This is a genomic window from SAR324 cluster bacterium (genome assembly GCA_029245725.1).
Lineage (GTDB): Bacteria > SAR324 > SAR324 > SAR324 > NAC60-12 > JCVI-SCAAA005.
Genome location: JAQWOT010000117.1, coordinates 1 through 9,127 on the forward strand (window position 1 = coordinate 1; position 9,127 = coordinate 9,127).

General features: G+C 45.0%; 9 protein-coding genes and 1 pseudogene. 1 reads left to right on the forward strand and 9 read right to left on the reverse strand.

Going from position 1 to position 9,127, the window contains the following annotated elements; all coding sequences use genetic code 11:
- Nucleotides 1-90 precede the first annotated feature (90 nt).
- Nucleotides 91-240, forward strand: a pseudogene (locus P8O70_05100) (IS1 family transposase).
- 169 nt (nucleotides 241-409) lie between these two features.
- On the opposite strand, the gene P8O70_05105 reads toward P8O70_05100, so the two are convergent.
- From P8O70_05105 to P8O70_05145, 9 genes are all read right to left on the reverse strand, one after another.
- Nucleotides 410-1,492, reverse strand: coding sequence for an ABC transporter ATP-binding protein (locus P8O70_05105; protein MDG2196255.1), 1,083 nt, complete (start codon nucleotides 1,490-1,492; stop codon nucleotides 410-412).
- Nucleotides 1,489-2,277 carry an ABC transporter permease gene (locus P8O70_05110; protein ID MDG2196256.1) on the reverse strand — a complete coding sequence of 263 codons (789 nt, stop codon included), beginning with the start codon at nucleotides 2,275-2,277 and terminating at the stop codon, nucleotides 1,489-1,491. The genes P8O70_05105 and P8O70_05110 overlap by 4 nt, the downstream gene beginning before the upstream one ends.
- Nucleotides 2,274-3,260: an ABC transporter permease gene (locus P8O70_05115; protein MDG2196257.1), complete on the reverse strand. Its 987-nt coding sequence runs from the start codon at nucleotides 3,258-3,260 to the stop codon at nucleotides 2,274-2,276. Before P8O70_05115 ends, P8O70_05110 begins: the two co-directional genes overlap by 4 nt.
- 70 nt (nucleotides 3,261-3,330) lie before the next feature.
- Nucleotides 3,331-4,437 (reverse strand): extracellular solute-binding protein, encoded by a 1,107-nt coding sequence (locus P8O70_05120; GenBank protein MDG2196258.1) that lies wholly within the window; start codon nucleotides 4,435-4,437, stop codon nucleotides 3,331-3,333.
- A gap of 297 nt (nucleotides 4,438-4,734) precedes the next feature.
- Nucleotides 4,735-5,817 carry an NAD/NADP octopine/nopaline dehydrogenase family protein gene (locus P8O70_05125; protein ID MDG2196259.1) on the reverse strand — a complete coding sequence of 361 codons (1,083 nt, stop codon included), beginning with the start codon at nucleotides 5,815-5,817 and terminating at the stop codon, nucleotides 4,735-4,737.
- Entirely contained in the window at nucleotides 5,814-6,401 is a 588-nt protein-coding gene (locus tag P8O70_05130) for a peroxidase-related enzyme (protein MDG2196260.1), read from the reverse strand. The genes P8O70_05125 and P8O70_05130 overlap by 4 nt, the downstream gene beginning before the upstream one ends.
- On the reverse strand, nucleotides 6,398-6,874 hold the full coding sequence (locus tag P8O70_05135) for a hypothetical protein (GenBank protein MDG2196261.1): 477 nt from the start codon (nucleotides 6,872-6,874) through the stop codon (nucleotides 6,398-6,400). Before P8O70_05135 ends, P8O70_05130 begins: the two co-directional genes overlap by 4 nt.
- The gene (locus tag P8O70_05140; GenBank protein MDG2196262.1) at nucleotides 6,871-8,334 is read right to left on the reverse strand and encodes an NAD(P)/FAD-dependent oxidoreductase; all 1,464 of its coding nucleotides are present in this window, start codon (nucleotides 8,332-8,334) and stop codon (nucleotides 6,871-6,873) included. The genes P8O70_05135 and P8O70_05140 overlap by 4 nt, the downstream gene beginning before the upstream one ends.
- Before the next feature lie 92 nt (nucleotides 8,335-8,426).
- A partial coding sequence (locus P8O70_05145) for an aminotransferase class V-fold PLP-dependent enzyme (protein ID MDG2196263.1) occupies nucleotides 8,427-9,127 on the reverse strand: 701 nt, incomplete at its 5' end.

Below are 9,127 nucleotides of genomic sequence, written 5' to 3' on the forward strand. Positions count from 1 at the left end.
AGCAATGGAAGGGCTTGCCTACCATGAGCTATGGCACAGATTTTCTCAAAACCTATGAAAATCTGTGCCATAGCTTTACACCACCAAGGCAAGACATTCACGACTCAGATCGAATCACTCAATAGTCGACTCAGGCATTACCTGGCCTAATTGCACCGTAGGATGCTGTGCTATAGTAAATCCAAAAGGATGTTAGAAATTTCTTTGAAGCTACTCATCCATAAACTAAACAATGCTTAGGCGCCAACGCCCATTTAATTTGACCAGTCATTATTAGGAGGCCTAGCTGAGATTATTCAAACGAAGGTTTTTGAATGAATCAAGTAAGGGGCAGGAATTTTCGGTGAGAGATAGATTTCAAATAACAATTTTTTTCATTTCAACGCTAATTTCTTTACTAGAAACACACCTAGTCTCTTAGGATGGCCATACTCTCTGGCTTCCATGTAGCCCAGATCAAGTTTTCACCAATGGAATTTCCTAGATCTGGATCTACAAAGGCACGCAATTTTTCATTTGGAGTCCCCTCAACATGTAACTCAACAAGCATCCGACTACCCAGGAAGATTCTATTTACCAGTTTCCCTCTGACTTGATTCACCCGATCAGGGCACCTTTGATGAAATTCCAATCTCTCTAATCTGACAGAGGCTGTGATTTGCGATTCATTTGTTGTTCTATTCCCGGTTGAGTAACCCTGAAATGTATGTCCAAACCACTCCATTTTAACTAAACCATTTTCTTGACTGAGCAATCTCCCAATCAGGAAATTGGTCTCCCCTATAAAGTCTGCTACGAAGCGGCTAGCTGGTTTGAAATATAATTCTTCTGGTGAACCATCCTGTTCAACTTTCCCCATGTTCATCACGATAATTCTATCGGACATGGTGAGGGCCTCATCCTGATCATGCGTAACAAAGCAGAAAGTCTTGTTGGTCTGACGCTGTATGGATTTCAATTCACGTTGAACCTGGCCTCGTAGCTTGGCATCCAATGCTGCCAAAGGTTCATCCAGCAGCAGTAATGCTGGTTCTGGAGCTAGAGCTCGAGCCAGCGCAACTCTTTGTCGCTGACCACCAGACAATTGGCCTGGATAGCGATCTCCATAATCTTTCAACTCCAAAAATGACATGATCTCGTCCAGTTGCTGTTTAATCGCCACCTTGCCCATGCCTTTCAACTCCAAAGAAAAGGAAATATTTTGTCGGACAGTCATATGAGGAAACAAGGCATAATCCTGAAAAACCATGTTCACATGGCGTCTTTCAGGAGGTTGATGAGTAACATCTTTACCATCGAGGATGACTCTGCCCGTATCTGGTCGCTCAAACCCACCTAAAATTCGAAGAGTGGTTGATTTTCCACAACCCGAGGGTCCCAAGAAAGTTACGAATTCCCCCTCCTTAATCCCCAGCGACAAGTGTTCTAAGGCAATTGCACTACCAAACCGCTTTGATACTCCATCCATTTTCACAAGTGACTGAGAGGTCATGTTGAGCCTTTTTTCGCCTTGCGAGTAAACCTCTCCGCCCAAATGCCAATGGCTGCAGTCAATACTAGGGCTACTGTAGAGATCGCATTTATTTCAGGGGACATTCCCGAACGCAGCATCGCAAAAATCAATACGGGGAGCGTTGGTTCATACCCTCCAAGAAAGAAAGATCGCACAAAATCATCGAAGCTCAGTAACAGGCAAAACACGCTTGCTCCCAGAATAGCAGGAACCAAATAAGGCCAAGTGATTCGCAGGAAAGCGATCAGGGGGTCCGCACCAAGATCACGAGCCGCTTCGATCTGGCTTTTTGGCAGTGTAGAGAGCCGTGCCATCACAACCAGTGAAACAAAGGGTACATTGTGAACGGCGTGCGACCAGATAATCGCTCCCATTCCAGGTTCAATTTCCAACCAACGAGCATAGATCCTAAAGGCGATCGCCGAGATGATTCCAGGTACAAGTGCAGGCAGAACCATCATCCCAAAGGTGAACGCCCTACCCCAGAATTTTCGACCCTCCAGAAGTACTGCGATCCAAGTACCTACCGCTACCGAAATCAGTGTGGACAGAACGGCAATGATCACCGAGTAACCAAAGGTGTGAAGCACCTCTGCATCCGAAAAAATCCTGGTGTACCAGTCCAACGTCCATGAACGAATTGGAAAACCAATGAATTTGCTATCTTTGAATCCCATCAAGATCATCAAGATCAATGGCACAAAGACGTAGAGAACGAATGCCCAATAAATACATGCCAACGCGATGCGGTTACCACGACTCATGAGGAATCTCCTTTTCTTAAAGATTTCATTAGTCGTTGGAATACCCCTGTAATGAGCAAAGCTACCAGAAACATGATCACAGCGAAGGCAGCGCCCGTAGGCCACTCGTCACCAGCCACATGGAAAAAACCTGCAATGGTTTCTGCAAAAACAGTTGTCGATGGTCCTCCCAAAAGTACTGGGGTGGCATAAAAACCAGTTGAAATAAGAAATACCAGCGTACAGCCTGAGGAGATTCCCTCGATAGTGAGTGGTAAAGTCACTCTTCGAAACCTCGTCCATGCTCCAGCCCCCAGGTCAGCTGCCGCTTCGTTGTAGCTTTTTGGCAGTTTTTCAAGTGCTGAATATAGTGGCAACAACATGTAAAGCGCTGTCAAGTAAACAATCCCAAGCCCCATCGAAAAGCTCGTGTACATGAATGGGATGGGTCGATCAATCAACCCCAGCCACTTCAGAGCAAGATTCAAAGCACCTGTGTTTCCAAGCAATATCATGATCGCATAGGTACGAACAATCTCTCCCACCCAAAATGGAATCAATAAAATTAATAACATCAGCATCTGATTCTTCCGGCTTACATGACGTGCCAGAAAATATGCAACTGGGTAGGTGATAAGTAGAGTAGATAAAGTGAAAACAGCTGCAAAAATTAAAGTTCGGAAAAGAGGCATCCAAAAAATGTGGTCTCCAAAAAACTTTAAATAGCTCTCGAGGGAAAACTCCTGAGCAACATCAGGAGCTACTGGATAAGCATCAAGGAGAGACACATGCAGCATCTGAAGCATTGGGCCTAGGTGCTGCGTGAGTAACCAAAGGATTGGGAAAGCGGCTAGTATGAAAAACTGTCTACGTGGAGAAAGTGTGACAACCGACATCAGCGTCTGGTAGGGTCCCCAGTTGGCTAACCACCCCCAGAATGAGCGTTCGCCTTCCGTTTTTGCAAGACCGTCAGGGGCATTGCTTACGGATGCTTCATTGGACATCTTTGAAACACTTTTTGCTGGGATAATCTAAGTAGTCCACCTTGATAGATGGACTACTTGCTAGGCATATCTATGCTGCTTTCACAGCCTCAACTGCTGGATCAACAAGCCCGTACTTCATCTTATTTGCCTCGGCGCGAAAGAATTGAAGATTAGCCAGTTGATCTTCGGGGAAGGAAGTTGATCTTTTTTCAAGATCAGTCAGATATTTTGATGCGTCCTTGTATGTCGAGATAAATCCAGAAGCCTTCGTCATGGATGCCCCAATTTCTGGCGAAGCCAAGATCGCATTCAGGAAGGTATAAGCATTGTCCAAGTTCGGTGCATTGTTGGCGATATTGTATGTGTAAACAAAACCGTAGGATCCCTCTCTTGGAATGGTCATCCCTAGTGGGAAGCCATCGTTGATTAGGGCTGCAGCAGGGCCATTCCAACTGTGACCTAATGTGATGTCCTGGTTGACAAACATTTGTTGCACCTCTGCGCCACTGTCGTAATACTTACGCACCAGAGGTTTCTTCTGAATCAAAAATTGCTTCGCTTCTTCAACGATTGCGGCCGCTTTATCTGGATCATTCAGATATGCCACCATGTTACCGTCATATCCAAGCATTAACATTACGATCGACATCATATCTTGAATGATGTAAGCAGTCTGCCCGGAATATTTTTCTGAGAAAAGCGTGTCCCAGGTCAGAGCTTCTTCCATGGAAACGAGCTCAGAGTTATAGGCTAGAACTTCCATTCCAGATAGAATGGGTGCTCCCCATTTCTCACCATTGATGGTTGCCCAGTCACTTTCTGAGAAGGTTGGGTTGATTTTACCCCAGTTTGTTAGTCGGTCCGTGTCAAGAGGGGCCAACAATTGATTGTCAATAAATTGCAGGAAGCGGTGCCCAGCAACTGTCATGATATCAACTGTTGGGTTTGGTTGCTCAGCAGCCAGTAAGTTGAATTGCTTGCCCTGGTCATCCACTAGGCGGATGTTAATTTTGATACCAGTTTCTGCTTCAAACTGTTTTTTGAAACTTTGCGGAACAAAATCGTTATAGGTCCAAATGTTGACTTCTCCACCAGAAGCTGAAGCCCGTCGAACATAGGCCGGACTAGCCATTGCTGCTCCAGCTAAAGCAGTCATCCCAATAAATTTTCGACGATTTAATTTGTAATCTGCCATTTCAAAACCTCCTAATTGGCTATTGCCTATATTTAACTCACCACGCACATCACAACTCCTCATCAATTTGAGAAGCTATTGTAGATTTTTTGATCTCTAATTTTGAATCCAGAAGACATCTTCTAAATCTACATTCATTCAAACAAGGCAGACCCTACCAGATTTAACTCCCGAGGAAAGTCAATAAAAACTTTGAACGATTGCGATTAATTTATGACTGAACTAAATTTTGGCAAAGTTAGAAAGTGGAATCCGCAATTGTTTAATTGATTTTCTGAAAACTGTCAGAGAATCCTTTCAATTCAGTATCCCAGTCAAGGACGCTCGCTGAAGATCTTGGAGACCATACTTTTCAAGATCAAGAGCAGCTAACAAATTGTTTTCTTTTGCAAAATCAACATTATACATCGCGGAAAAAATTTTGATTCCTGCTTCATGTAGTTTAGCTGGCCGTTCTGCGAGCCTACCGAGCAGTGAAGTTAACTGCAAACCATAGGGCACATCTTCAGTAACGTATCTGCTGTCTGCTGTAGCAGGCCCAATCCCCCCATTTCCCTGTTCATGCATCTGCTGATTCATCTCAGAAATCGAAGCTACTGGAACATGAAAACTGAGATGAAAATGTTCAAAAATTGTTTTCACCTTGAGACCTAGTTTTTCAGCTATTGCCAGACGTTCAAGATCCAACATCTCAAGCAACCGTCCCACTTTCGGAGTCACATTTTGGCCCTGACTCCAAACTTCACCCCTTTCCATGCGGGTGATGTTGCCCAACGCAATTCCAAGATGATTCTGAGGGTTGAGGTTGGAAAGTGAGATGGCCAACAACCCTGCACGGGGTTCGAAACGATCATCAAAAAGTTGCTGGCAGATAGTCATTGCATGACTTGACATACCCTCAGTTATCGTACATTGGTCTACCCGGCTGCGTACAGTATTCACCTTTACTACGGGTCCCTCCTCGCGTCTTCCAGTCACTGCAGTTGTGCCCCAAGCAGTAATTGGGATGGAAACTTCCCGCGCTTTGAGAAGTTGCATCAGATAGAGTGCTCCCATGGATGCGTGTGATGAAATAATCACTTGCTGACCTTGGGCAATGTGGGGTGCTAGCTCATCCATGACCTCTTTATGCCCCCAAGCCGGCAGCGCTAACATTAAGATTTGATTTTCAGCTACCAGTTCCTCCGCAGACCTAGCAATCATAGGATTGAAGAATAGTTCAATCGCTCCATGAGATGAAACTCCGGATTCTAGGCCATCTGTACCTTTTCCGGAAGGTGACCAGAGCATAGGTTGATGACCACGCTGGGCCAGGAGGGCAGCTGTTCCCAATGCAATCGAACCAGCACCAGCGATTCCAACCCTCAATCTCGCGCTCATGCTTCCTCATCTTGTTGCATCGGATCACCTAGCACATGCATCAAACGATTGGCCCAACCAAATAGAGAAGTAGAAAGAATCAGATCTAAGATTTCGTCATCTTTCAACCCAACTTTCTGAAGTGCTTCTACATCATCTGCATTTGCTTGGGGAGGGGATTCCGAAAGTTTGCGGGCAAAATTAAAGATAGCAGCATCACGTGGCGAGAGTTCAGCATGAAATCCCCGGGCAAGGAGCTTATCTGTGACCTCAGTACTGTTTGATAACTTTGCGTGTCGGTCTGCATGCACGGCTGCGCAGTATACACAACGATTGACCATTGAAGCCGCAATTGCTCCGAGTTCCCGCTCAGTTCGGGACATTCCACCCTTGTCATACATGATAGCGTTGAAGAGTGGCGACCGCACTTTCAAACTTTCCACGTCATGTGCGAGGGTTAGAACATATTCTGATACCTTTGTGTTCGATGGTGTCACCTGCAATGCATCTAGTTGATCAAGAGTGGCATCGTCCAACTTTACAGGTTGAACTCGAGGCCTCCATTTTGGTACTTTTCTCGTAAACTTATGTAAAACTTTGCTCATGCTCCTCCGTTCATCAAGCGCAGCCCCAAGGCTACTCGCACCTGATAGGCCACGAAGGCAATCAACTCGCAGAGCCTAACGATATCAGCATCTGAAACACCCACAGCCTTTAATTTTGAAATATCCTCAGCCACAATATCTCTTGTTGCATTGGCTGCTTTATCTACGAATGGGATGAGAGTTGATTCTGGTTCACCTTCAATCATTGTGGATTCTGCTAAATTAAATTTATCCCCCACTGATGCTGCGTAGTATTCTGCTAGCCTGCTTTCCCCAGCACGGGCTGCGATTCTGTAAGCTAGGGCAGCTCGAACATCGTGAGGGAACATTCCATACTCAAGTGGACGCAGCACAGCAGATTCTGCAAGCTGAGTCATCTCAAAAATGTTAGACCGAGTTGAAATGGCTTCACCAACACTACTCTCAGCTGAAATACCTGATACTTCCAAAGTACTGGGTTCAAAAAGACTCATGCCACTCTTCCCCATTTAGTTTTCTGTTTTAGTTCAGTTGGCTTCCATTCAGTTCCATCCAACTCTGGTTTGGCGTAGTTGATCATGCCCTGCCAATGCAGCTCTACATCCTCAGCATAAAGTTTTGTGGCAACTTCTCTAGCTAGCCAGGCAGCTCCTTCACTAATCCCTGGGATATCTCCACTCACTTTACCCAAGCTCACTGCAGCTCCATAATTGAAGCAGTAGACATTACGTAACCAGGGAGCAACCCCCAGATTTTTCTCTTGGAAAGTAAAGTCCGAATTGAGGTAAGGGAACCGACCAAGATCCTCATTCTCTTCACCAGTAGGTGGAGTATACATGTCTTGCCAAAGCAAGATATTCCCAGCAGTTTCTCCAAATTCTGTCCGGGCCATGGGATCAATAGTAAATCCCGTGGCCAAAATCAGATAGTCTGCTGAGTATGAGGATCCATCAGCAAAGAAAATTTCTATTGATTTGCCTAGCTGCTCAATTCGAATCGTTTCCTTGCCAAAATGGAAATAGGCATTTTCGTGTCGACTAACTCTAATTGTGGATCCATGAGGTGGAGGGGTCTGAGTGGCAAACGAATATTGCATAAATCGCCAGCGCCACTCATCTGGCAAAGCAGCATAACCAGCCGTAAATCCATAACTGCCAATGCCCATCATTTTATTGATTGTGGGCATTTCTTCACGACGAATTAAATGTCGTACTTCTGCAGCACCATGTTCGAGAGCCTCTGCAGAGTTATCAACTGCTGAAGCCCCAACTCCAACCACTGCCACGCGCTTACCTTTGAGAGCTGCAAAATCAATCTTGTCCGCACTGTGCGCCCAGAACTTTTGAGGAATGTTATCAACAAATCCTGGGATATTGGGACCACCAGTACCATCTCGTCCTGAAGCAAATATTACTTTTCGGCAGACGATCGTCCCGTTTTCAGCACCTGAAACCCTCAAATTCAGTAGATCACCCTTTGGTTCCAGATGATCAACTGAGACACCGTTTTCAATGGGTATTTCCAGAATTTCACGATACCACTGCAGATAGTCCATCCACATAGGACGTGGAATTTTATCTAATTTCTCCCAGGCAACCTCTCCATGCTGAGCTCGATACCATGCCTGGAAGGTTAAGGCCCCAAGGCCAAATGCTGGCCCTGTCAAGTTCTTTGGTGAGCGCAGAGTTTCCATCCGAGCATAGGTCAACCAAGGCCCTTCCTTTCCTTTCGGAGCACGGTCAAAAATTCGGATATTTTTTATACCACCAGATGATAAAGCTAGCCAAGACACCATCCCACACATACCCCCACCGATTATGACAATGTCAGTCACCTCGTCACGTGGTGGTACCCAGTCTTTGCCTGGATAGAGAAGACAATCTAGATCTTCCTTCAGACGCTCCCCAAGGCACTTCAGGCCAATATCATTAAATTTCTTGTTTTCATTACTCATGTAGAAATTGACTTAAATGAGTTCGTTAGTTTCTGGAAAATTCAGAAACTATTTTCATTAGTTCTGTTAATTTCGTTAGAAATATCACTTTATCAGTTGTTTGCAGAGGTTGTATCATGTTCTTTATTTGGATTATTGCAAATCAGAATGAAGCGAGCATTTTTTGCATCTGCACAATAGTAAGACTGATAATTCATTGCGGAAAATGCAAGATCGTCAACCGCACTTATTACCTGATCAACTTTGTCATCAGTCATAATTGCTGATAAATTGAGTCGAACCCAGCCGGGTTTTTCAAGCTCATTTCCTTTTTTGATAGACTCTTCAATCATAGCAGACTGCTCCTGATTTATACCCAACAATCGGTGTGCATATGCTCCTGCACAGGCACACCCTCCACGCGCTTGCACACCTGCAACATCGCTCAAGAGTTTTGTGAAAAATTGGTGGTGGACGTATCCACCATTTCCATCCCTTACGCGAAACGAAAAAATTGGTAACTTTGGGGATTGATTTCCCCCCATAAATTCTAATCTTGGATTTCTTTCCCAAATTGAAGTTGCTCGCTCACGGAGATCTTTGTTTCTGCGCTCTAACCAATCTTGACCTAAAGCCTCTTTAATAAGCATTGCAAGTGCTACCCTTATGTCTCCAAGTATATTAGGTGTTCCACCCTCTTCTCTTCTCTGAATAGTATCAGAGTAAGTTTGGCCCCATGGTGATACAAAGTTGACCGTGCCTCCTCCTGGCACAGATGGTGTCAATGAGCGTACCACTTTATCTCTAACAACCA